The organism is Streptomyces sp. NPDC006314 (genome assembly GCF_040613075.1).
Taxonomy (GTDB): Bacteria; Actinomycetota; Actinomycetes; order Streptomycetales; family Streptomycetaceae; genus Streptomyces.
Genome location: NZ_JBEXRL010000009.1, coordinates 124506 through 146844, shown reverse-complemented (window position 1 = coordinate 146844; position 22339 = coordinate 124506). Strand labels below are relative to the sequence as shown.

Below are 22339 nucleotides of genomic sequence, written 5' to 3'. Positions count from 1 at the left end.
CGAGTGATGCCGAAGTCACCACACCCCCGGGCCCCCACACCCCGCCCCACCAGCGCAACGAACCGGCCCCCGCGTAGCAAAGCTGGCCGAATCCCCGGAGGGAGCGTCACTCACGTGGCCCCCGCCAGAACGCCCCCCACCCCCCGCGACCGCAAGACTGCGGGCATGGGTATACGCATGCTTCACCGCCGGACGCCCGAGGCAGCCCCCCGGGCCTGGGCGGACACCGCCTCGGCGCAGGCCATGCCCGCCTCGCCGGTCCCGGCCCTCGCGGCCGACGCAAGCACCGCCCGCATCCCGGCCGACGTGGCCATGACCGTACGCAGGGCCGCCACCCGCCTCCGGCACAGACTCGCCGGCCTGACCGCCCGCGCGGACCACGCTCCGGACTGGCGCGCATGGGCCGACGTGGCCCGCGGCTATTTCGCCCTCGCGCTCACCCTCATCCCGAGATCGCGACGCCCCCGCCACACGCTCACGGTCTTCGTCGCGTCCCTCACCGAGAGACCGGCCGCCCCCGGCCCGCACCGACCGCTCCACGGGGACCCCCGGCGGCCTGAGGGCCGTCCACCGGGCCCGGACGCCGCACCCTGACCCCGACGGCGTACAGCAGCAACCCCAGGACCACCCCGGTGCCCACCCCGAAGCACAGGGTGGGCACCAGTTCCCACGGCCGCGCCGGCGCACCCTGGTGCTCCCACCACCGCGCCGCCCGCTGCACCCCCCCGGCCAGCGCACAGCCGCCGATCACCGCCAGCCCCCAGCACCGGTCCCGCACGGACAGCACCGGCACCCCCACCGGCTCCTCACCGGGCGTGAGCCGCAGCGCTCGTACCAGGACGGCCGCGATCACCACGGCTCCCAGCACGGACGAGCCGTACTGCAGCCACGAGTACACCGGCATCCCCGCCGGGCGGTCCCGCCCGATGGCCGGAATCAGCCGCGTCCCCCACCGGTCGTGGTGCGTGAACGCGTCCCACACCACGTGGGTCAGCGCGCCCAGCACCGCGGAGACGTACCACCACACCATCGAAACGGCCCGCAGAGGCGCGCGTGGCGTACCGCAGCGCAGCAGACCGGCCGGCCGTCTCTGCCGGGCCCGTGGCAGCAGCGCGACCAACGGCTCCCGGACGAGCAGCCACAGCCCCGTCATCGCCCAGCTGATGAGCACGTCCACCGTGGCGACTCCGGCGAACGAGTGGGTGACCGCGCCGAACTCCATGGCGCCCGGCAGGAGACTCGCCGCGTAAAAGGTCAGGTCGGGCGCGAAGGAACCCGCGACGAGCACCGCCGGGACCAGCCGGCCACGGCCGGTCCCGTCCCGGCGGATCGCGGGCAGCACGGCCGCCGCATGACTGAGCGTGAACGGCAACAGGGCCCCCTCGTACGGTCGTCGGCCGCGACACCGGGACCGGTGATCTCGGGCCCGTCCAGTATGCGGGACCGCTGTCCGGGAGCCGCACGGCGACGATAGTCGGCCAACCGGTGAAAACCGGGCGCGTACAGTGCCCACCCGAAGCAAGTTGTCGTATGGTCACCTGCATTGCCGTGCGCACGGCCGAACGCACGTCGCACACATGGAAACGCGGAACAGGGGCAACCACAGCACCGGGTCGACCGTCACACAAGAGCGAGGCAGACAGACGGAGACGGACGCAGCGGCGTCCAGGGGAGGGTTTCACTCTATGGCGGCGCATTTCGGCAGGAGGCTGCGCAAGGGAGCGGCGACCACCGCCGTTGCCGCGGCAGCGGTCGCGGCTCTGTCCGCGTCCCAGGCCCCCGGAGTGACCGGCGAGGACCACGGCAGACAGTCAGCGGCCGGCGCCTCCACGCCGGTACCCGATACGGCCTCCGACGGCGACGCCACCGGCAACTCGCCCTACTACACGGACCTGCCGCCGCTGAAAAGCCCCAACCCCAGCCCCTCGTCGAGCATCGGCACCCCCGTCTCCCGGGGCGATGCCGAGGCCGGTATCCCCGCGACGGTCCTCGACGCCTACAAGAAGGCCGAGGCCGAACTGCGTTCCTCCAAGCCGGGCTGCAATCTGCCCTGGCAGCTGCTCGCCGCGATCGGCAAGGTCGAGTCGGGCCAGGCCCGCGGCGGCCGGGTCGACGCCAACGGCACCACGGTGGGCCGGATCCTCGGCCCGCAGCTCGACGGCAACGGCTTCGCTCTCATCCCGGACACCGACCACGGCGCGTACGACGGCAACAGCCAGTACGACCAGGCCGTCGGCCCCATGCAGTTCATCCCGTCCACCTGGGCCTGGGCGGGGCGGGACGGCAACGGCGACGGCGCGAAGGACCCCAACAACGTCTACGACGCCGCCCTCGCCGCCGGCCACTACCTGTGCCGCAACGGCTGGGACCTCTCGCGCGAGGCCCACCTGCACAGCGCGATCCTCAGCTACAACAAATCGCAGGACTACCTGAACCTGGTCCTCAACTGGCTGGAGTACTACCGCAAGGGCACCCACTCCGTGCCCGACGGCACCGGCTCCGTGCCGTCCCACCGCAGCGACGAGGGCGCTCACAGCGGCGACGGCGGCCACAGCGGCCACGGCACCCCGCCCAGCCGGTCCCCGAAGCCCTCCGGCCCGCCGACGGCCAAGCCGGCCCCGAAGCCCCAAGAGCCCGGCGGCGGCAACGAGAGCCCCCGTCCGACCCCACCGAAGCCGCCCGTCCCGCCGACGCCCCCGCAGACCCCCACCGACACGGTGGACCACCTGGAGGACGCGGGCACGGTGAAGCTCACCGCCATGGCCGGCGACACCTTCACCGAGCGGATCAGCACCCGCGCCGAGACCAAGGCCGGCAAGTCCGTCGGCAAGGTCAGGATCAGGTTCAGCATCACCGGGGACACCGACGCCACCTTCACCGGCGGCGAGACCGTGGCCACCGTCGCCACGGACGCCAAGGGCGTCGCTCTCGCACCGGCGCTCCAGGCGGGCGAGGAAACCGGCGACTTCAAGGTCGCCGCGGCCGTCGTGGGCCGCTCGGTGAAGGGCGTCGACTACACGGCCACCGTCACCGCGCGCGCCGCCGACACCCTGGCCCGTACCAGCGAGACCCCGCTGACCTGCACCCCGGCCGGCGAGTTCGCCGACCAGGTCCAGCTGAAGGCGACGTACAAGGGTGCCGTCGCGGACAAGGTCCTGGCCACCGCCACCCTCATCAAGTCCGCGACCGACGCCACCGAGAACGACAAGGGCCCCTACTTCAAGGACGCCGACGGCAAGCCCCTGCGCACCCTCACCGGCCTCCGGACGGACGACAGGGGCCTGCTCACGCTGCCGAAGCTGTACGCGGACGACACCCCCGGCACCTTCCTGCTCCGTATCACCACCACCGGCGGCGCGACGCTCACCGTGGAGCTGAAGGTGGCAGCCGCCGCGGAGTCCCCGGAGAGCCCGACCCCGAGCCCGTCCGCCTCCTCCTGAGGCCGCGCACGCTCTTCCTGAAGCCATACACGGCGACAGGGCGCCCTCTCGGCTCCGGCGGGGAGGGCGCCCTCGTTCGTGCGTGCACCGCTGTTCTCATCTCACCCGCCCGTTGCTACGGTGCCGGACCTGACGATCCATCAGGAACCAGTCTGGACACCCCGACCGTCCGCCGGGAGGCCCCGCATGCGCGCCCTGATCGCCGCCGCGACCGGTCTCGCCCTCGCGTTCGCCCTCATCCTCACCATCAGCGCGACGGGCTCGCCGTCGGGCCGAACGTCCCCCAAGCCGCTGCTGACGACGGTGCCCTCGCACCCGTAGCCGCGCCCGTCCGGGAGGGAGGCCGGAATGCGCCGCAAGGCAAGCCTGTTCCTGCTCGCCTGTGCCGTGTTCTGCGCGGCGCTGTCCCCGCTGCTGCGCTGGTACGCCTTCCCGCGCCTGGCCAGGATCCCCGCGAACCAGTACCAGGACATGGTCCTGGAGGCCAAGGGCGCCATCCTCCTCGACTACGGCACCATGCGCGCGAAGAGGGTCTCCAAGGTCACCATCGTGCAGACCCTCAGGGGGGACGTGGAGGCCGCGAAGAGAATCGGGCGGACGGCAGGCCGGCCGGTCGTCGTCTGGGACGGCCTGTCCTACGTCCAGGGACCCGACGGCAAGATGGTCTCCCGCATCCCCGAGCGCTACATCTTCGACGCCCACAGCCAGGATCCCGTCCACGCGACCGGCGAGGCGGTCGACGGCGACCCGGTCAAGCGGGACGGCATCGAGTTCAAGTGGCCCTTCCTGGCCCAGAAACGGGACTACGAGTACTTCGACGCGCAGACCCGCACCACCAACCCCATCCACTACAAGGGCACCGAGACCTTCCGTGGCCTGAAGGTCTACTCCTTCGAACAGACCATCCCCTGGACCAAGGTCCCCTTCCCCAAGGTCATGCCCGTACAGGGCATCACGCCGGAGTCGGTCGCCAGGACGGGCACCACCCGCTGGTACACCACGGTCCGTCGATTCCGGGTCGAGCCGGTCACCGGAGCGCCCGTCTACGGCGAGGAGATCCACCAGGAGGAACTGCGCGGCGGCTCCCTGCTCGGCGGCCGCGCCAAGGTCACCGCCTTCGCCGGGCACGTGAAGATGCGCGAGGACTACATCGAGCACACGGTCGCCCTCGTCAAGCGCAACCGCACCCTGCTCCTGATGCTCACCGCTTACGTGCCCAGGGGCTCCCTGGCCCTGGGCCTCCTGCTCCTCGCGCTCTCCCTCCACCTGGAGGCCCGCGCCCGCCGCCCCCGGGGCCCCGCACCCACGCAGACGGAGGAGCCCGAACCGGTCAGCGCCTGAGCCGCGCGTTGGTGTGCCGCGTGGGCTCGGCGGCCGCCGGGTCATCGGGCCACGGATGCTTCGGGTAGCGCCCGCGCAGCTCCGCCCGCACGCCCTGGTAGCCGTCCGCCCAGAAGGAGGCGAGGTCGGCCGTGACGGCGGTGGGCCGCCCGGCGGGGGAGAGCAGGTGCACGAGCAGCGGCACCCCCGCCACCTCCGGCGTCTCCCGCAGCCCGAACATCTCCTGCAGCTTGACGGCGAGCACCGGCCGGTCGGGCTCCCCGTAGTCGATCCGGATTCTGGACCCACTCGGTACGGTGATCCGCTCGGGCGCCAGCTCGTCCAGCCGTGCGGCCTCCCCGCTCGCCCAGGGCAGCAGCCGCGCGAGTGCCTGACCGGCGTCGGTCCGGGCGAGATCCGCCCGCCGCCGGGCCCTGCTCAGTTCCGGCTCCAGCCACTCGTCCACGCGCGCGTGGAGCGCGTCGTCCGACACGTCCGGCCACGGCTCCCCGAGGTGCGCACGCAGGAACGCCAGCCGCTGCCGCAGCCCTTCCGCCTCCGGCGACCAGCGCAGCAGCCCGAACCCTTCCCGCCGCAGTCCTTCGAGCAGGGCCGCGCGCACGAGGGCCGGGTCGGCGTCCTTCAGAGGCCGTACGGCCAGCTCGATCGCCCCCAGCCGTGCCACGTGCCGGGCCACCACCTCCCCCTCGGCCCAGTGCACCTCGTCCCGCTCCTCCAGGAGTGCCCCGGCCGCGGCGCGCGCCACGTCCTCCGGCACGGCGGCCCCGAGCCGCACGCGCGCGTGCCCCTTCCCCGCGGGCCGGTCGGCAACGGCGGCGACGATCCAGGGCACCCCCCGCAGCGCCGACCCGTCCTCCACCTCGACCCGGGTCCCCGACGCCATGAGGTACGACCCGCCGTCCAGCCGGGCGACCCGCTCCGGAAAGGCGAGGGCGGCGACAAGGCCGGCGAGCCCGTCGTCTCCGGTGCCCGGTCCGGCCTCGACGGCCACTCCGGCCGGACGGTGACGGGCCGGTGGGTGGGAAGACTCCGAAGAGACGGCCCGCAGCCGCCGCACTTCGGCAGCCCACCGCCCCGCGTAGGCGTCACCACCACGCCGCGCACGCCGCAGAGCGCCGGCGAGATCATCCCCGTACTCCCGCGGCACCTCTTCGGAGAGCAGCGCGACAACCGGGGCCCCGGCACCGGCCGTGTCCAGCAGAGCCCGCCCCAGCCGAGGATGTACGCCCAGCCGAGCCAGCCGCACACCGACCTCCGTCGCCCGCCCGGCGGAGTCCACCGCTCCCACGGCGGACAGGACGTCGCGCGCCGCCGCCATCGCCCCGGCCGGCGGCGGATCGAGCAACGCCAGCCCCGAGGCGTCCGGGTCGCCCCAGCAGGCGGCCTGAAGGGCGAACGCGGTCAGGTCGGCCACCTTGATCTCCGGCGCCGGAAACGCCGGAAGACGGACATCCTCGGCCTCTGACCAGCACCGGTACACCACCCCGGGCGCCTCACGCCCGGCCCGCCCCGCCCGCTGCCGCCCGGCCGCCCGCGACGCCCGTACGGTCGTGAGGCCGCTCAGCCCGCGCGCGTGATCCACCCGAAGCTCTCGCGCGAGCCCCGAGTCCACCACCACCCGCACCCCGGGTACCGTCAGCGACGACTGCGCCACGGACGTGGCCAGCACCACCCGGCGCCGAGCCCCGGGCGCCAGCACCGCGTCCTGCACGGCGGCCGGCGCCCGCCCGTGCACCTGGAGGACGTCGACATCACCGAGTCCCCCGAGCTGACCGCCCACGCGAGCGATCTCCCCCACCCCGGGCAGGAAGCACAGCACGTCCCCCTCCCGCTCGGCCAGCGCCCGGCGCACCACCGACGCCACATGCCCCAGCAACGCGGGGTCGACGCGCATCCCGTGCGGCGGACGTACCGGGCGCGCCGGAGGAACCCACACCACCTCCACGGGATGCGTGACACCCGCTGCCTCGACCACCGGCGCCCCGCCCAGCAGCCGCGCCCACCCCTCCGCGTCCGTGGTCGCCGACGCGGCCACCAGCCGCAGCTCGGGACGCAGGGCCTGCCGTACGTCCCACAGGAACGCGGCCACCGTGTCGGCGTCCAGATGCCGCTCGTGGCATTCGTCGAGGACGACGACATCGACACCGGCCAGCTCCTGGTCCCGCTGGAGCCGCTGCAGCAGCACACCGGTCGTCACGACCTCCACGCGCGTGTGCCGTCCCACGGCACGCTCGCCGCGCACCGTGAAGCCCACACTCTCACCGGGCTTCTCACCCAGCAGCCATGCCATCCGCCGGGCCGCCGCCCGCGCCGCGATCCGCCGCGGCTCGGCCACCACGACCCGCCGCGCGGGCCCGCCTCCGACGAGCCCGGCCAGCACGAGCGGCACCAGCGTCGTCTTGCCGGTGCCGGGCGGGGCCACGAGGACGGCCGTGCCGTCTCCCTCCAGCGCGTCGGTCAGGGCGGGCAGGGCGGAGCGCACGGGCAGCGCGTCCAGGGCGTCGTAACGGATCACGCCCCTAGTGTCGTACGACGACGAAAACGCCCGGCACACGCGCGTGCGCGTGCGCCTGCGTAACGTTTCAGTCCCGCTCGCACACGAAGATCGCCGTCCCCGGGATCAGGGTGCCGCGCAGGGGAGACCAGCCGCCCCACTCCGAGGTGTTCCAGGACGGCCACTCCGGCTCCACCAGGTCCACCAGCCGGAAGCCCGAGGCCGCGATGTCCCGGACCCGGTCGCCGACCGTCCTGTGGTGCTCCACGTAGACCGCTCGGCCCTGCTCGTCCTGCTCGACGTAGGGCGTGCGGTCGAAGTAGGAGGAGGACACCGACAGGCCCTCCGGGCCCGGCTCGTCCGGGAAGGCCCAGCGGATCGGATGCGTCACCGAGAAGACGAACCGGCCGCCCGGCCGCAGCACCCGGCGCACCTCGCGCAGCACCAGCCGCGGGTCGGCCACGAACGGCAGCGCCCCGTACGCGGAGCACGCCAGGTCGAAGGAGCCGTCCCTGAAGGGGAGCGCGCCGGCGTCGGCACAGACAAGGGGAAACGATCCGCCGATGCGCAGCGAGTGCTGCAACTGGCGGTGCGAGAGGTCCAGGGCCACCGGGTGGGCTCCCTGGGCGGCCAGCCAGCGTGAGCACTGTGCCGCACCCGCGCCGATCTCCAGCACGTCCTTGCCCTTCAGGTCCCCGGGCGGGCCCAGCAGCTCGGCCTCCACCTCGTCCAGGCCCTCCGGACCCCACACGAAGCGGTCATCACCGAGGAACGTGCCGTGCTCGGTCTGATACTCGTCCGCGTTGCGGTCCCACCAGCCCCGGTTCGCCCGCGTGCTCTCGGTGGCGTCGGCGTCACGCCGGGTGGCTTCCGGTTCGAACTCGCCGGGTCCTTCGGACTCGTACGTTTCCGCCTCTTGGATGATCGGCTCCCTCGTCGTAACCTTCCGTCCAACCCGCCGGGGGTGGTCACGGAAGCGATCCCCAGGCCCGCGTGGCCTCCTGGGACGTTTTCTTCTGCCGGAAATACGGCGAACCGCCCCGGGTGTGCGCCTTCGCGCATTGACCCTGTCCGGCTGCCCCCGTATGCTACAAGTTGCGCTGCGGGCCTGCGCACCTCAGACGTAGCAGGCTGCGCTCGCATCTGTTGTATGTCCCCTCGGTTGTCGAGGCGCCACCAGTGGTTTTGTGTGGCGCTTCCTTGGCTGTCCGGCTTCTGCAGAGCGAAACGGGCTCCCGGCGTAAGCAGTACCTACGACTTCAATGTCCGTACCGGAGCCCTTTCCCACATGACGAGCAGCACCGAGACCACCGCCACCACCCCGCAGGTAGCGGTCAACGACATCGGTAACGAGGAAGCATTCCTCGCCGCGATCGACGAGACGATCAAGTACTTCAACGACGGCGACATCGTCGACGGCGTCATCGTGAAGGTCGACCGGGACGAGGTCCTGCTCGACATCGGTTACAAGACCGAAGGTGTCATCCCGAGCCGCGAGCTCTCGATCAAGCACGACGTCGACCCGAACGAGGTCGTCGCCGTCGGCGACGAGATCGAGGCCCTCGTCCTTCAGAAGGAGGACAAGGAAGGCCGCCTGATCCTCTCGAAGAAGCGCGCCCAGTACGAGCGTGCCTGGGGCACCATCGAGAAGATCAAGGAAGAGGACGGCATCGTCACCGGTACCGTCATCGAGGTCGTCAAGGGTGGTCTCATCCTCGACATCGGCCTCCGCGGCTTCCTTCCGGCCTCTCTGGTCGAGATGCGCCGTGTCCGCGACCTCCAGCCCTACGTGGGCAAGGAGCTCGAGGCCAAGATCATCGAGCTGGACAAGAACCGCAACAACGTGGTCCTGTCCCGCCGTGCCTGGCTGGAGCAGACCCAGTCCGAGGTCCGCCAGACGTTCCTCACGACCCTCCAGAAGGGTCAGGTCCGCTCCGGCGTCGTCTCCTCGATCGTCAACTTCGGTGCCTTCGTGGACCTGGGTGGCGTCGACGGTCTGGTCCACGTCTCCGAGCTGTCCTGGAAGCACATCGACCACCCGTCCGAGGTTGTCGAGGTCGGCCAGGAGGTCACCGTCGAGGTTCTCGACGTCGACATGGACCGCGAGCGTGTCTCCCTGTCGCTGAAGGCGACCCAGGAAGACCCGTGGCAGCAGTTCGCCCGCACCCACCAGATCGGCCAGGTCGTGCCCGGTAAGGTCACGAAGCTGGTTCCGTTCGGTGCGTTCGTCCGCGTGGACGAGGGCATCGAGGGTCTGGTCCACATCTCCGAGCTGGCCGAGCGCCACGTGGAGATCCCGGAGCAGGTCGTCCAGGTCAACGACGAGATCTTCGTCAAGGTCATCGACATCGACCTCGAGCGTCGTCGCATCAGCCTCTCGCTGAAGCAGGCCAACGAGTCCTTCGGTGCCGACCCGGCCTCGGTCGAGTTCGACCCGACCCTGTACGGCATGGCCGCGTCCTACGACGACCAGGGCAACTACATCTACCCCGAGGGCTTCGACCCCGAGACCAACGACTGGCTCGAGGGCTACGAGAAGCAGCGCGAGGAGTGGGAGCGCCAGTACGCCGAGGCGCAGTCCCGCTTCGAGCAGCACCAGCAGCAGGTCATCAAGTCCCGTGAGGCCGACGCTGCCGCTGCCGCCGAGGGTGGCGAGGCTGCCGCTCCGGCCGCGTCCGGTGGCGGTTCGTACTCCTCCGAGGGTGCGGACACCTCCGGTGCGCTCGCCTCGGACGAGGCGCTGGCCGCGCTGCGTGAGAAGCTGGCCGGCGGCCAGAGCTGAACGCTGCCGCTGAGGCTTAGCCGTTAGTGCTGAGGGGCCGTACCTTTCGGGGTGCGGCCCTTCGGAGTTCCCTGGGCCGGGCCGGTCACCGCTCCGCGGGCCCGTTGCGCCTGGATGCGTGGTTCCCCGCGCCCCTCAGGGGATCACCTGGACGTTGGTGCCGCAGTGAACACCCCCTTCGTGTACCACGGACCGGCTGACGGGTCGTCAAGGTGCGCTGGGCGAGATGCCTGATCAGCGACGGGACGCGGGAATGCCCACGCTCCAGGGCGCGTTGTTCCTGAGGAACACGAGGAGGAGCGGTCACAGTGCTTGATCCGCAGGGTTTGTACGCATGGGAGCCGAAGGGCCTCGCCGTTGTCGACATGGCGCTAGCCCAGGAGTCGGCCGGCCTTGTCATGCTCTACCACTTCGACGGATACATCGACGCGGGTGAGACCGGCGACCAGATCGTCGACCGCCTGCTCGACTCACTGCCCCACCAGGTCGTGGCCCGTTTCGACCACGACCGGCTCGTCGACTACCGGGCCCGCAGGCCCTTGCTGACCTTCAAGCGGGACCGCTGGGACGGCTACGAGGTCCCGGCCATCGAGGTGCGCCTCGTCCAGGACGCCACGGGCGCCCCCTTCCTGCTGCTGTCCGGCCCCGAGCCGGACGTGGAGTGGGAGCGGTTCGCGGCCGCCGTGCGCCAGATCGTGGAGCGGCTGGGCGTCCGCCTCTCCGTGAACTTCCACGGCATCCCCATGGGTGTCCCGCACACCCGCCCTGTGGGCCTGACCCCGCACGGCAACCGTACCGACCTGGTCCCCGGTCACCGCAGCCCCTTCGAGGAGGCCCAGGTACCCGGCAGTGCCGAATCGCTGGTCGAGTACCGCCTCATGGAGAACGGGCACGACGTCCTGGGCGTCGCCGCGCACGTCCCGCACTACATCGCGCGTTCCCCGTACCCGGACGCCGCCCTGACCGTTCTGGAGGCCATCACGGCCGCCACCGGACTGGTCCTCCCCGGCGTCGCGCACTCCCTGCGCACGGAGGCGCACCGCACGCAGACGGAGATCGACCGGCAGATCCAGGAGGGCGACGAGGAACTGACCGCACTCGTCCAGGGCCTCGAGCATCAGTACGACGCCGCGGCGGGCGCCGAGACCCGGGGCAGCATGCTCGCCGAGCCCGTGGAGATTCCGTCGGCTGACGAGATCGGGCAGGAGTTCGAGCGGTTCCTGGCGGAGCGCGAAGGCGACAGTTAGGGATCCCGCGAAGGCGACGGCCTGGGACGCGCTCCGTGCGGAGGCGGGGCGAGTTCCTGTCGGTGTCGGTGTGGGTGTCGGTGCCGGTGCCCGGGGTAGCCCTGTCAGTCGCAGGGCTAAGCTTCCGCTCATGTTGAAAGTGGGCCTGACCGGTGGCATCGGCGCCGGCAAGAGCGAGGTGTCGCGGCTGCTCGTGGAGCACGGGGCCGTGCTGATCGACGCGGACCGGATCGCGCGCGAGGTCGTGGCACCCGGCACTCCCGGCCTCGCGGCCGTGGTCGAGGCCTTCGGGGAGGACGTCCTCGGTGAAGACGGCAGCCTGGACCGGCCCCGGCTCGGCTCGATCGTCTTCGCCGACCCCGACAAGCTCGCCGTCCTCAACTCAATCGTCCACCCCTTGGTGGGCGCCCGCTCCCGCGAGCTGGAGACCGCCGCGGCCGACGACGCCGTGGTGCTCCACGACGTCCCGCTCCTCACCGAGAACGGCCTCGCGCCGCTCTACGACGTCGTGGTCGTCGTGGACGCGAGCCCCGAGACCCAGCTCGACCGGCTGGTCCGGCTGCGCGGTATGACCGAGGAGGACGCACGGGCCCGCATGGCCGCGCAGGCGACGCGCGAGCAGCGCCGGGACATCGCGGACATCGTGATCGACAACGACGTACCGCTGGACGCGCTGAGGGAACGCGTCGCCGAGGTGTGGGACGACCTGATGCGGCGGGTGAGCAGAGGTGGGGAGGAGCCCGGCGACAGCCGTCCGGAAGGCGGCGGCACGGAATAACAGGCGCGTCTGCGGGCGTTGAAGAGGCGTAGTGAGGGAAGGACTGTGCCGTGCCCGAGACCAGCGGTTCCGCCGGACGTACTCCGGAGACGCATGTCATCGACTTCCGTGCCGCCGAGCATTTGCTCAACGCACGGGACCCGCGGGGCGCGGTGAAGCTGCTGGACGGAGTCATCGCCGCGTACCCGGAGAACACCGCGGCCCGTCTGCTCCGCGCGCGTGCCTTCTTCGCGGCGGCGCAACTACGTCCCGCCGAGCTCGAGTTCACCATCGTGCTGGAACGCGAGCCGGACAACGCGTTCGCGCACTTCGCGCTCGCCCGCACCTATGAGCGCCAGGGCCGCCCGGACCAGGCCAGGCGCCACTTCCGGCTGGCGGCCGCGCTCGACCCCAACCCGCAGTATGTGAAGGCGGCTCACTTCGACGACTGAGCGTCGTCACGCCGTCCTCGACCGGGCGTCGTCACGCCGTCCTTGTCCGAGCCTGCCATGCGTCCCTGATCTCGATGCGCATCCCCGTCATGGATGCCCGTGCCTGGGCGGGCCCGGGTACGGCGGTCCGCCCTCCGGCGGCCGGTAGGGCGGCACGTCACGGCCCGGCTGGTAGTGCGGGCCCTGCCGGATGTGCCTGAGGATCATGGCCATGTCGACGGTGACCACCAGCCAGAGCACCCCGCAGGCGGCCGCCCAGCCGGGGCGCTCGGCGAGCGCGAACGCCGTCGTCCCGAAGATCGCCCAGGCCAGTCCCCACATGCTCAGCCAGAACCGCACCCGCAGCGCACTGCGCGCGGTCGCCGGTTCACTGCCCGTACGCATCGGATCATCACTCCTGCTTGCAACGTACTCTTCGAGGACGAGGCGCATCAACGCTGGGCGGCGACGCGCGGCGGTGCCGGATGCCGTGCCGTTCGTCGAAGGGGGATCCGCTGTGCTGCCGGACGCCGACGACCTGCCGGAACTGCTCGTCGACCTGGCCGTGCCGCACGAGGACATCAACGAACTGGTCGCACTGCGGCGCACAGTGACCGGTGACCCGGGCACGCTGAGGCTGCTGGAGGCGTGTGTCGAGGAACTGTTCCGGGATCCAGGGGACCTGGGCCGCACCCCCGACCTCGGTGAACTGTTCGCCTCGGCACCGGTCGCACTCACCGGCACCTTCCCCGTGTACGTCTTCCTCGCCGCGCTCCCGCACACCCACGCCCACCACCGGGAACGCGGGATCCCGGCCGAGATCTCCCGGCGCACCCCGGCCGACCTGGGACGCCACATGGCGGCGCACCGCCGGCGGCACGGGAGGGCCGGGATCCAGTTGCGGCGCTGGCTGGTCCGTCACTTCCTTGGCGAGCTGTACCAGTTGGGGCGGCTGCAGTTCGAGCGGGCCCGGATCGTGCGGCGTGGGCCGGGTGACCCTCCCCTGCTGGAGCGCGGTTCCACGGTCACCGCGGTGGGCGACTCCGCCGACACACTGGCCCGGATCCTTGGCGCGCGCACGATATGTGTTCCCGGGCGTGGTCTGGACGCGGACGTTGCTGTCCCGGCCCCTGGCGAAGAAGCAGTCGAGTCGGCGCTGGCGGAGGCGGGACTGGAGGTGGACGCCTGCCTGACACCCGACGGGATGTGGCGGCCCCGGGTCGGCATTGTGCCGGCGGATGGCGATGAGTTCACGGACCGCGGCCGGTCTGTCTCGGTGAAAGCAATCGGTACCGCTTCACCAGGAGACCCTCATGTCCGACACCACCGCTCCCGTCACCTCCACGGCGGCGATGACGTCCACGGCGTCCGCGACGACGTCCGCGGCCTCCGCCGGCTCGACCACCGGCCGCGCGCGGTGGGCCCGCATCGCGCTCCGCTCCGTGCAGGTGCTGCTCGCCCTGTTCTATGGCATCGCGAGCGCGCTCCCCAAGCTCATCGCACACCCGTCGGCGGTGGAGGCCTTCGACCGGATCGGCTGGGGCAGCGGGGCGATGTACATCATCGGCGCGCTCGAACTCGCCGGAGGAGTGGCGCTGTTGATTCCCGTACTGCAGTCCGTGGCGGCGGTCGCACTCGGTGCGCTGATGGTGGGGGCGTTCATCGTCCAGCTGACCGCGTTCGACGGCCAGAACGCGGCGACCCCGCTCGTCCTGATCCTGCCGCTGGCCCTGGTCGCCTGGACCCGGCGCGGGCGCAACAGGGAGCTGCTGCGCCTGGTGCGGCGGCGGTGACCCCGCCGGACGTCACCGTCGCTGCCGGCGGGCGCGGGGCCCGGCCGTCGGCGCGGCATCGGGGAGCGACACTGGTCCGACCTGGATCAGCGGTGGTGCCGGGTGTACGTCAGCGGTGGTCGCCGGCGTGTGCGGTGGCGTTGGCCGGCGTGTTCGGCGGTGGTCAGCGGCGTACGCCGCCAGCGGTCACCGACGTGCGCCGACGACGGTTGCCGGCGCGCGTCAGCCGCTGTTGCCGGTGGCGCCTCCGACCGGACCCGCGGTGCCGGTCGGCGGACCTGGGTGTCGGTCGTCGCACCGGGGGTGCCGGACGCCGTGCCGGACGCCGGATCGGTTCACCGTCCCCGGGACCGACCACCGGTCCCTCGGGTGTTTCCCGGTCCGCCGGACCGTCGGGTGCCTCCCGGCCCCTCGGACCCACGGGTGCTGCCCGGTCCGCCTGGCATGCCCGGCCCACCTGGGCCACCACGTCCGGCCGAGCCACCGAAGCCTGCGGGGCCGGACGGGCCGGCTAGGCCGCGGAGGCGTTCCAGTTCGCGACGGTCCCGCTTGGTGGGGCGCCCGGTGCCCCGGTCGCGGAGACCGGCGGGGGCAAAGGCCTCGCGGGGCGGGGGCGGAGGGGAGTTGTCGATGTAGCACTGGACGGCCACGGGCGCACCGACCCGCTTGCGGATCAGGCGCTTGACGATCACGACACGCTCCCGGCCCTCGTGCCGCAGGCGCACCTCGTCACCGACGCGCACGGAGTAGGCGGGCTTCACCCGCTCGCCGTTCACGTGCACGTGCCCGCCGCGGCAGGCGGCGGCGCCCAGGGAACGCGTCTTGATCAGACGTACGGCCCAGATCCAGCTGTCGATCCGGACCGTCTCGCCGTTGGCCGGCCCCGCGGCCTCGGCGGCCGCCACCGCGGCGGCGATCTTGGGATCGAGCGGCTGGTCGGCGGAGGTGTCGGTGTCGGAGCCCTTGGCATCCTGGGCGGGATTCGTTCCGCCCGGCCCGCCGGTCTCACGGTTCACGTTCTCGTCCGCATCCTCGGAAGCCATGCCCCGACCATAACGCCCCAGGGCGGGAGAGCCGGACACAATTTCCCGGCCCGCACACCGCGACCCCACCCCCCGGCACCTCCGCACTCCCGCACCCGCACTCACTCCCGCACCCCGGCACCCGCACTCCCGCGCCTTGCCCACGTACTGCGGGGCTTGCCCTGCCGCTCCCGCGCCTTGCTCACGCACTGCGGGGCCCGCGTTGCCGCTCCGCGCCGCCCCCGCTCCGCACACTCGGGCCCCGCTCCCGCACTCCCGCACCTCCCGGCCCCGAGGTCGCGTCCCGGTCGGGCACGTGCGCGGGCCGGTCCGGCACGGCGCGCGACCGGCCGCATCGACCCGCGCCGCCGGGGCATACGGTGGCGGTATGGAGGACAGCAGCGCCCTCGCCAGGCTCGACCGGCGTGTCGCGGACTGCGGGGCCTGCCCCCGGCTGGTCGACTGGCGCGAGGAGGTGGCCCGGACCAAGCGGGCCGCGTTCGCCGACTGGACGTACTGGGGGCGGCCGGTGCCCGGCTTCGGCCCGGCCGACGCCCGGCTGGTGATCGTCGGACTGGCCCCCGCCGCGCACGGCGGCAATCGCACCGGGCGGATGTTCACCGGTGACCGCTCAGGGGACGTGCTCTATCAGGCGCTGTACGACGTGGGGCTCGCCTCGCAGCCCACGTCCGTCAGCATCGGCGACGGCCTGGAGCTGTACGGCGTCCGCGTCACCGCGCCCGTGCACTGCGCCCCGCCCGCCAACAAGCCGACCCCCGGCGAACGCGACACCTGCCGCCCCTGGCTGGTCCAGGAGCTGAAGCTGCTGCGCCCGACGCTGAAGGCCGCGGTCGTCCTCGGTGCGTTCGGGTGGCAGGCCACGCTGCCCGCGTTCGCCGAGGCGGGCTGGACCGTGCCCCGCCCCCGACCGCCTTTCGCCCACGGCACCAGGGTCGCCCTGGACGGCCTTGACGTCTTCGGCTGCTTCCACGTCAGCCAGCGCAACACCTTCACCGGCCGGCTCACCGCCGAGATGCTGCGCGGGGTGCTGCGCACGGCGGCGGACGCGGCCGGGCTGCCGTAACGAGCACGCGGAGTCCCCGGTGCCGATGGGCCTGAGGAGCCAGGCGGGCGGCTGCTACAAGCCGCTGCCCAAGCGGCTGGGACGGTCATCGCCGCTGACGTCCTCAGGGCCGCCAGGCGTAACGCACGTCAGGCTCCCGCTCCTCGTTGCCCCTGCCGTCGGTGAACTCGACGGCGGTGAAGCCATGCCGCTCGTAGAAGCGGTGGGCGGGCTTGTTGACCTGGAAGGTCCACAGGGTCAGCCCGCCGGTTCTGCGCTCCTTGGCCAGCGCGACGAACCGGTCCCCGAGGCCCCGCCCTCGCCACTCAGGGTCCAGATACAGCTGGGAGAGCAACTCCCCGTCGAGGACCATCAGGCCGACGATCCCGGCCCCGGCCGCCTCCGCCACCCAGGTTTCCCGCAACGGCACCACGACGTCCCGGACGTAGTCGCGTACGTCGTCGTCGGTGTGGGGCCGGACGACCGTGGGCAGCGCGGCGGCGAACGACCGCAGCCAGACGTCGGCGGCGGGACGGGCATCGGCCGCCACGGCCCGTCTGAGGACGACCTCGGTCATCCCCGTGTTCCCTCTTCCGGCACCACGGCCGTCGCCGTGATCTCCACCAACTGCCCGGTATACCCGAGGCAGGCGACGCCGAGGAGCGTGGAGGAGTGCGGTCCCTTGCTCAGCCCCGAGGACTCCACGACCTCCCACACCGCCGACAGTACCGAGGGCTCGCTGCTCACGACGTAGACGTCCGTCGCCACCACGTGCTCCAAGGCGCTTCCCACGGCGTGCAGTTGTTCCCGGAGGTTGGCGATCACCCGCTCGGCCTGCCGGACGGGGTCCCCCGGGCCGACGATGTCGCCCTTCTCGTCGAGCGGCACGGCCCCGGCGAGGAACGCGAGCTTCGTGCCCGCCTCGACGACGGAGGCGTGGGAGTACGTGGGCGGTGGGAGGAGCCCGGTTGCGGTCACTCGCTGGATCATGGCAGCTCCTTGGGGGTCGGGCGCGGGGGTCGGGGTCTCAACCTCCTGATCATCCGGGGGTCGTACGGCTCCGCGCATCCCGTTTTCCGGCCCGCCGGGCCCGCCGGCGCCCACTCGTAGACTATGAGGCGACCGCTCTGGCCACGGGGGCGCGCCCAGTGCCGCGGCGAATCCGAGCGCGGCCCGTCAGCGACATCGGCGGGCGTTGAGCCGGGCGGCCTGGCGCGTCAGGTGGTCGCGCTCGGCGAGGTCGGGTGCCTTGCGGGCCGCCTCGGCGTACAGCCGTGCCGCCGTCGCCAGGTCGCCGTCGCGCTCGTGGAGGTATGCCGCCACGGCGGCGTGGCGGGGCAGGGAGTCGTCCAGAGCCGCGAGCGCCGCCAGGCCGGCGCGCGGTCCGTCGGCCTCCCCGACGGCGACCGCGCGGTTGAGCCGGACGACCGGGCTGTCGGTCAGGCGCGTGAGCTCGTCGTACCACTCGACGATCTGCACCCAGTCGGTCTCCTCGGCGGTGGGCGCGTCAGCGTGGAGTGCCGCGATGGCGGCCTGGGCCTGGAACTCGCCCAGCCGGTCGCGGGCGAGGGCCGCCTGCAGGATCCCGACGCCCTCGGCGATCAGCGCAGTGTCCCACCGGCCGCGGTCCTGTTCGGCGAGCGGCACCAGGCTGCCGTCGGACGCGGTCCGGGCGGCACGCCGGGCGTGGTGGAGCAGCATGAGGGCGAGCAGCCCGGCCACCTCGGGGTGGTCGATCTGGGCCGCGAGCTGCCGGGTGAGCCGGATGGCCTCGGCGGCGAGGTCGACGTCGCCGGAATAGCCCTCGTTGAAGACGAGGTAGAGGACGCGCAGCACGGTGGCGACGTCGCCGGGCCGGTCGAAGCGCACGCCGGAGACGGTGCGCTTGGCCCGGCTGATGCGCTGCGCCATGGTCGCCTCGGGCACCAGATAGGCCTGGGCGATCTGGCGGGTGGTCAGCCCGCCGACGGCGCGCAGCGTGAGCGCGACCGCCGATGCCGGGGTCAGCGACGGGTGGGCGCACAGGAAGTAGAGATGGAGCGTGTCGTCCACCGCGGGCGCCGGCCCGAGCGCCGGCTCCTCGTTGACGCGGTCCTCACGCCGGCGGCGGGCGGCGTCGGCGCGCGTCGCGTCGAGGAACTTGCGCCAGGCCACGGTGACCAGCCAGCCCTTGGCATCCCGAAGGGGGTCTCCCCTGCTCGAGCGAAGCCGAGAGCTGGGGGAAGGGTCGGCCGCCCAGACCCGGAGCGCCTCGACCAGAGCGTCCTGCACGGCGTCCTCGGCGGCCGCGAAGTCGGCTCCGCGGCGGACGAGGACGGTGAGCACGCTGGGCGTGAGGCTCCTGAGCAGCGCCTCGTCCATCGGTGACGTCACTCCGTGATGGTGGGCGGCGCGGCGAGGAACGGGCGCACCTCCAGCCACTCGTGGATCGGCTTGCCGCCCGCCCCAGGGGCGGCCGACAGCTCCCCGGCCAGCTCGACGGCGCGCTCGTAGCTGTCGACGTCGATGATCATCCAGCCGGCGATGAGGTCCTTGGTCTCCGCGAACGGTCCGTCGGTGACCGGCGGGCGCCCCTCACCGTCGTAGCGGACCCATGCTCCCTCGGGGGCGAGCGCCTGACCGTCGACGAACTCGCCTGTCTTCTCCAGCCGGGCCGCGAAGTCGTTCATGTACTGCACATGCGCCGAGATCTCCTCCGGGCTCCACTGGTCCATCGGCACGTCGTTGACCGAAGCCGGGGCGCCGCGGTAGTGCTTCAGCAACAGGTACTTGGCCATCGTGGTTCTCCTCGGTGTTCGTGCGGCCCATTGTGGTCGCGTTCACCCCGGGGACGGAGCCGGACACGGGTTCTCGACATCGCCGTCCGATTTCGTTCGGGCTCTCGTGGATGGGCCTGTCGAACTCGGTTCGACGAGGCCGCTACCGCGCCCGCCCCTACGCTCCCTCCCCGCCCCCCCCCGACAGGAGGACCGAAGCATGCCGACCCTCCTCGACCCCGTCCTCCTCTCCGCGAGCGCCGATCGGCCGGCCGCACTCCCCACCGTCGAAGCGGTGGCCCTCGGCGGTGACCGGGCCCGGGGCACCCATCGCCCCGACAGCGGCTGGGACCTGGCCGTGTACCACCGCGGCCCCTTCGACCCGGAGGACCTACGGCTGTCGACTGGGAGGGCGAGGTGTCCGAGGTCGGCGGCTGGGGCGGCGGGATCTTCAACGGCGGGGCCTGGCTCACCATCGACGGACGTCGGGTCGATGTCCACTACCGGGGCCTGGACGTGGTGGAGCACGAGCTGACGGAGTCGGAGGAGGGACGGTTCCGGGTGGAGCCGCTGCTCTCCACCTCGCCGGCATCCCGGCCTATTCGATCGTGGCCGAGCTGGCCGTCAATCGGGTCCTCAGGGCACCCTGCCCGCCCGGCGGGCTACCCGGCCAAGCCGCGCGCCACCGCCGCCGAACGCTGGCACGGCACCGCCTGCGCCAGCCTTGCCTGCGCGAAGGGCAACCACACTCCGCACGGTCGCCTCACCGAGACGGCCGGCGCCCTCGCCACCGCCGCCCAGGCCGCTCATGCCGTGCTCGTGGCACGCGGGGAGTGGGTGACCAACGCGAAGCGGCTGCTGGAGCAGGCCGGGCTGCGGGAGATCGACACGGTGGTGGATGCGCTGCGGGCCGCGCCCGAGGTCCTGGTTCCTGCCGTGTCCGCAGCGGAGGAGATCATCGCCGGGGCGTTGCGTTCATAAAGAAACCGGCCCTCCGGGCACCTTTCACCTCCCTGAAACGTGATCGTCCCGTTCGCTCGGGGAACGCGCTTTATTGTGGGAACAGATCCCACGGCAACCACCCTGGGAACGGCATCCCACGGCACCCCCGTGGAAGCACATCCCACGACACCACCGTGTGCACCCCCGGGTGCACGCCCGGTGGGAACACCGCCCGGCCACCGTCGTCCGAAGGCACACCCTGCCCTCGTACGAACAGGAGCCCCGTGTCCCGGCCCGCCGCACCCCCTTGGCTCGCCCACGCTCTCCGTGCCCAGCGCGGTCCCGTGCCCTGGAGCGCGGTGACCCGGGGGGCGCTCGCCACAGGGCCGCTGCTGCTCGCCGGTGTGCTCAGCGGACGGACGCCCGCCGGGGTGCTCGCCGCCATCGCCGCGATGCTCGCCGGGATCAACGACCGGCCCGGCAGCAGGCGGTCCTCCGTCAAGCGGCTCGGGGTGCCCGCGCTGGCCGGTGGCCTCGGGCTGCTCGTGGGCACGTATGCCGGGCAGGGGATGGCCGCCGTACCGCTGAGCCTGGCGCTCACCGCGCTCGGGCTGGTCGCCGGCGGCATCAGTGCCATCGGGCCTGTCGCCTCCGCCGCCGGAACGCAGTTGCTCGTCGCCGCCGCCATCGGCGCCGGGATGCCGGCGACCGAGAGCGGCTGGCAACGGGCCCTCGCCTTCCTCGCCGGCGCCGGCTGGCTGATCCTGCTGCGGCTCGCCCTGCCCACGCCCGGTGCGCTCACCGGGGACTTCCGGTTCGACGGCGAGCGGAAGGCGGTCGCCGACGTGTACGACGCGATCGCCGCGCTCCTCGACGCCGTGGGCGGTGCGCACGCCACCGGCCGGCGGGCCGCGCTCACCGCCGCCCTCGACCATGCCCAGGACGCCCTCGCCGGGCCCAGGCTGCGCCGGTGCGCCGGTTCGGCCGCCGAGCGCCGGCTGCACGCCCGGTACGCGGCCGCGCTGCCTCTCGCCGAGGCCGCCACCGCCCTGTACTGGGCGGGCGGGGCCGTCGCGGCGCGGGCGGCGGAAGGGCCCCGGCGGCTCGCCTCCGCCGTTCGCGGCGACACCGGCACCGGCCCGCTGCCCTCCCCCCACCGGTCCGCGCCCGCGCTGCGCGCCCTCGACGACGCCCTGCTGCGCGCCGCCGAGACCTTCGACCGGGCCGAGGGCGCCCATCACCGGCTGCTCGCCCGGCGCCGGAGCGTCCAGGACGTGGTACGGGCCGCGCTCGGCGCCGGCGGACGCGAGTACGGGCTGCGGGTCGCCCTCTGCTTCGGCGGCAGCGCGGCCATCGCCCAGACCCTGCACCACGCCCGCTGGTACGGCCAGCACCAGCACTGGTACTGGCTGCCCGCCACCGCCGTCTTCCTGGTCAAGCCCGACCTCGGGCCGCTCGCCTCCCGCGTGCTGTGCCGGGCCGCCGGAACCGTGCTGGGCGCCCTGGTCTTCGCAGGTCTCGCCGCGCTGCTGCCCCGCCCGGCAGGACTGATCATGCTGGTCGCGGTGTGCGGGGCGCTCGTCCCGGTCGCCACCCGGCACTTCGCCGCCCTGACCGCCGCCGTCACGGTCCTCGTGCTAGCCCTGGTCATGGTCGGCGGAGAGCCGCAGGCGTCCCTCAGCCGGATCGGCGAGACACTGCTGGCCTGCGCGCTGGTGCTGGTCGTCGGGCACCTGCCGATGCCCGGGCAGCGCGGTGGCGGGGTACGGGCCCGGCTCGCCGCGGCCGGGGACGCCGCGCACGCCTACCTCCTGCACGTCCTCGGCGAGTCAGGTGACCGCGCCGAGCGGTGGGCGCTGCGCCGGGAGGCCTACCGCACCCTCGCCGAGGCCCGAACCGCCATCGCGTTCGCCGCCGCCGAACTGCCCGCGCTCGCCCGCCACGCCGAGGGCACGGGCGCCGTCGCGGATGCCCTGGAACGGCTTGTGGACACGACCACGGCCTGCGCCGTCCACCTCGACGACACCGGACGGCTCACTCCCCGGCATCTCCGCCAACTGCGGCAGGCGCTGGGGGAGCTGCAGTTGCCGGGCGTGCGGGTGCCGTCGCCCGCGGCGGCATAGCCGCGCCCGGACGCCGAACCGGCATGCCCCGGCACCTGGGCGTCGTGCTGGGCCGGAGGGGTCGGGGCGCTCGCCCCGCGCCGCGACGGACGTGACCGGATGCGCGGTTCGGCTCACGCCACGGTACGACCGGGTCGTACGTTGGGCT

At 72.9% G+C, this 22339-nt stretch carries 19 protein-coding genes and 2 pseudogenes; 12 read left to right on the top strand and 9 right to left on the bottom strand.

Features of this window, described 5'->3' with window-relative positions; all coding sequences use genetic code 11:
* Positions 1-496 precede the first annotated feature (496 nt).
* Positions 497-1372, bottom strand: coding sequence for a DUF4184 family protein (locus ABZ079_RS18645; protein ID WP_356940508.1), 876 nt, complete (start codon positions 1370-1372; stop codon positions 497-499).
* Between the two features lie 313 nt (positions 1373-1685).
* On the opposite strand from ABZ079_RS18645, the gene ABZ079_RS18640 reads away from it, so the two are divergent.
* The 3 genes from ABZ079_RS18640 (at position 1686) to ABZ079_RS18630 (ending at position 4781) form a co-directional block, all read left to right on the top strand.
* On the top strand, positions 1686-3440 hold the full coding sequence (locus ABZ079_RS18640; RefSeq protein ID WP_356940507.1) for a lytic transglycosylase domain-containing protein: 1755 nt from the start codon (positions 1686-1688) through the stop codon (positions 3438-3440).
* Between the two features lie 186 nt (positions 3441-3626).
* Positions 3627-3761, top strand: coding sequence for an SPW_0924 family protein (locus ABZ079_RS18635; RefSeq protein ID WP_356940506.1), 135 nt, complete (start codon positions 3627-3629; stop codon positions 3759-3761).
* Between the two features lie 27 nt (positions 3762-3788).
* Positions 3789-4781 carry a DUF3068 domain-containing protein gene (locus ABZ079_RS18630; RefSeq protein ID WP_356940505.1) on the top strand — a complete coding sequence of 331 codons (993 nt, stop codon included), beginning with the start codon at positions 3789-3791 and terminating at the stop codon, positions 4779-4781.
* On the opposite strand, the gene hrpB is transcribed toward ABZ079_RS18630, so the two are convergent.
* Positions 4771-7296: an ATP-dependent helicase HrpB gene (hrpB, locus tag ABZ079_RS18625; RefSeq protein ID WP_356940504.1), complete on the bottom strand. Its 2526-nt coding sequence runs from the start codon at positions 7294-7296 to the stop codon at positions 4771-4773. The two genes, ABZ079_RS18630 and hrpB, sit on opposite strands and share 11 nt — an antisense overlap.
* Positions 7297-7363: 67 nt before the next feature.
* The gene (locus tag ABZ079_RS18620; RefSeq protein ID WP_356940671.1) at positions 7364-8200 is read right to left on the bottom strand and encodes a class I SAM-dependent methyltransferase; all 837 of its coding nucleotides are present in this window, start codon (positions 8198-8200) and stop codon (positions 7364-7366) included.
* 363 nt (positions 8201-8563) lie between these two features.
* Between ABZ079_RS18620 and rpsA the strand changes: the two genes are divergently transcribed.
* From rpsA to ABZ079_RS18600, 4 genes are all read left to right on the top strand, one after another.
* The gene (gene rpsA / locus ABZ079_RS18615) at positions 8564-10057 is read left to right on the top strand and encodes a 30S ribosomal protein S1 (protein WP_009322963.1); all 1494 of its coding nucleotides are present in this window, start codon (positions 8564-8566) and stop codon (positions 10055-10057) included.
* Positions 10058-10365: 308 nt separating this feature from the next.
* A complete protein-coding gene (locus ABZ079_RS18610) occupies positions 10366-11304 on the top strand; it encodes a PAC2 family protein (RefSeq protein WP_356940503.1) in 939 nt (312 codons plus the stop codon).
* A gap of 130 nt (positions 11305-11434) precedes the next feature.
* The gene (gene coaE / locus ABZ079_RS18605; protein WP_356940502.1) at positions 11435-12082 is read left to right on the top strand and encodes a dephospho-CoA kinase; all 648 of its coding nucleotides are present in this window, start codon (positions 11435-11437) and stop codon (positions 12080-12082) included.
* Between the two features lie 50 nt (positions 12083-12132).
* A complete protein-coding gene (locus tag ABZ079_RS18600; protein WP_356940501.1) occupies positions 12133-12513 on the top strand; it encodes a tetratricopeptide repeat protein in 381 nt (126 codons plus the stop codon).
* Between the two features lie 87 nt (positions 12514-12600).
* Here the strand turns inward: ABZ079_RS18600 and ABZ079_RS18595 are convergent, their stop codons facing one another.
* Positions 12601-12897: a DUF6343 family protein gene (locus ABZ079_RS18595; RefSeq protein WP_356940500.1), complete on the bottom strand. Its 297-nt coding sequence runs from the start codon at positions 12895-12897 to the stop codon at positions 12601-12603.
* A gap of 112 nt (positions 12898-13009) precedes the next feature.
* Between ABZ079_RS18595 and ABZ079_RS18590 the strand changes: the two are divergent.
* Both ABZ079_RS18590 and ABZ079_RS18585 read left to right on the top strand, forming a co-directional pair.
* A pseudogene (locus ABZ079_RS18590) lies at positions 13010-13465 on the top strand (acyltransferase domain-containing protein); the annotation flags it as partial.
* Between the two features lie 340 nt (positions 13466-13805).
* Positions 13806-14285, top strand: coding sequence for a DoxX family protein (locus tag ABZ079_RS18585; RefSeq protein WP_356940499.1), 480 nt, complete (start codon positions 13806-13808; stop codon positions 14283-14285).
* Between the two features lie 335 nt (positions 14286-14620).
* Here ABZ079_RS18585 and ABZ079_RS18580 read toward each other — a convergent pair whose 3' ends face one another.
* Positions 14621-15328 carry an RNA-binding S4 domain-containing protein gene (locus tag ABZ079_RS18580; RefSeq protein ID WP_356940498.1) on the bottom strand — a complete coding sequence of 236 codons (708 nt, stop codon included), beginning with the start codon at positions 15326-15328 and terminating at the stop codon, positions 14621-14623.
* Between the two features lie 367 nt (positions 15329-15695).
* Between ABZ079_RS18580 and ABZ079_RS18575 the strand changes: the two genes are divergently transcribed.
* Complete coding sequence (locus ABZ079_RS18575; protein ID WP_356940497.1) at positions 15696-16391, top strand: uracil-DNA glycosylase; 696 nt, start codon at positions 15696-15698, stop codon at positions 16389-16391.
* 103 nt (positions 16392-16494) lie between these two features.
* Here ABZ079_RS18575 and ABZ079_RS18570 read toward each other — a convergent pair whose 3' ends face one another.
* From ABZ079_RS18570 to ABZ079_RS18555, 4 genes are all read right to left on the bottom strand, one after another.
* The gene (locus tag ABZ079_RS18570) at positions 16495-16947 is read right to left on the bottom strand and encodes a GNAT family N-acetyltransferase (RefSeq protein WP_356940496.1); all 453 of its coding nucleotides are present in this window, start codon (positions 16945-16947) and stop codon (positions 16495-16497) included.
* A complete protein-coding gene (locus ABZ079_RS18565; protein WP_356940495.1) occupies positions 16944-17360 on the bottom strand; it encodes a RidA family protein in 417 nt (138 codons plus the stop codon). Before ABZ079_RS18565 ends, ABZ079_RS18570 begins: the two co-directional genes overlap by 4 nt.
* A gap of 186 nt (positions 17361-17546) precedes the next feature.
* Positions 17547-18731, bottom strand: coding sequence for a DUF6596 domain-containing protein (locus ABZ079_RS18560; protein ID WP_356940670.1), 1185 nt, complete (start codon positions 18729-18731; stop codon positions 17547-17549).
* Positions 18732-18739: 8 nt separating this feature from the next.
* Positions 18740-19147 (bottom strand): YciI family protein, encoded by a 408-nt coding sequence (locus ABZ079_RS18555; RefSeq protein ID WP_161066178.1) that lies wholly within the window; start codon positions 19145-19147, stop codon positions 18740-18742.
* Between the two features lie 199 nt (positions 19148-19346).
* On the opposite strand from ABZ079_RS18555, the pseudogene ABZ079_RS18550 reads away from it, so the two are divergent.
* Positions 19347-20107 (top strand): annotated as a pseudogene (locus ABZ079_RS18550) (nucleotidyltransferase domain-containing protein).
* Between the two features lie 245 nt (positions 20108-20352).
* Positions 20353-22191 carry an FUSC family protein gene (locus tag ABZ079_RS18545; RefSeq protein ID WP_356940494.1) on the top strand — a complete coding sequence of 613 codons (1839 nt, stop codon included), beginning with the start codon at positions 20353-20355 and terminating at the stop codon, positions 22189-22191.
* Positions 22192-22339 lie beyond the last annotated feature (148 nt).